Source organism: Bradyrhizobium sp. Kon10, assembly GCF_055807395.1.
In genome coordinates, this window is record NZ_JBVVOZ010000232.1 from 1 (window position 1) to 270 (window position 270).

The 270-nt window shown below is 62.2% G+C and carries 1 protein-coding gene; it reads left to right on the forward strand.

Going from position 1 to position 270, the window contains the following annotated elements; translation table 11 throughout:
- A partial coding sequence (locus AC0L2O_RS36850; RefSeq protein WP_473373213.1) for a glutathione S-transferase family protein occupies nt 1-232 on the forward strand: 232 nt, incomplete at its 5' end.
- Nucleotides 233-270: the final 38 nt, after the last annotated feature.

A 270-nucleotide genomic window follows, 5' to 3' on the forward strand; every position in this document is an offset into this window, starting at 1 on the left:
CATCATCGAACAGGACATGCAGTCGAGGACATGGGCGATGGGCGAGGCCTTCACGATGGCCGATTGCGCCGCCGCCCCGGCATTGTTCTACGCCAACAAGGTCGAGCCGTTCGGCGACAAATATCCGGCGGTGAGACGCTACCACGACCGCTTGCCGCAACGCCCGTCTGTCGCCCGCGTGATCGAGGAAGCGCAGCCCTATTTCAAGCTCTTCCCCTACAACAACGGCTAAGCCCGATGCTGCAGGATACCGCCCAGCTCGACCTGATG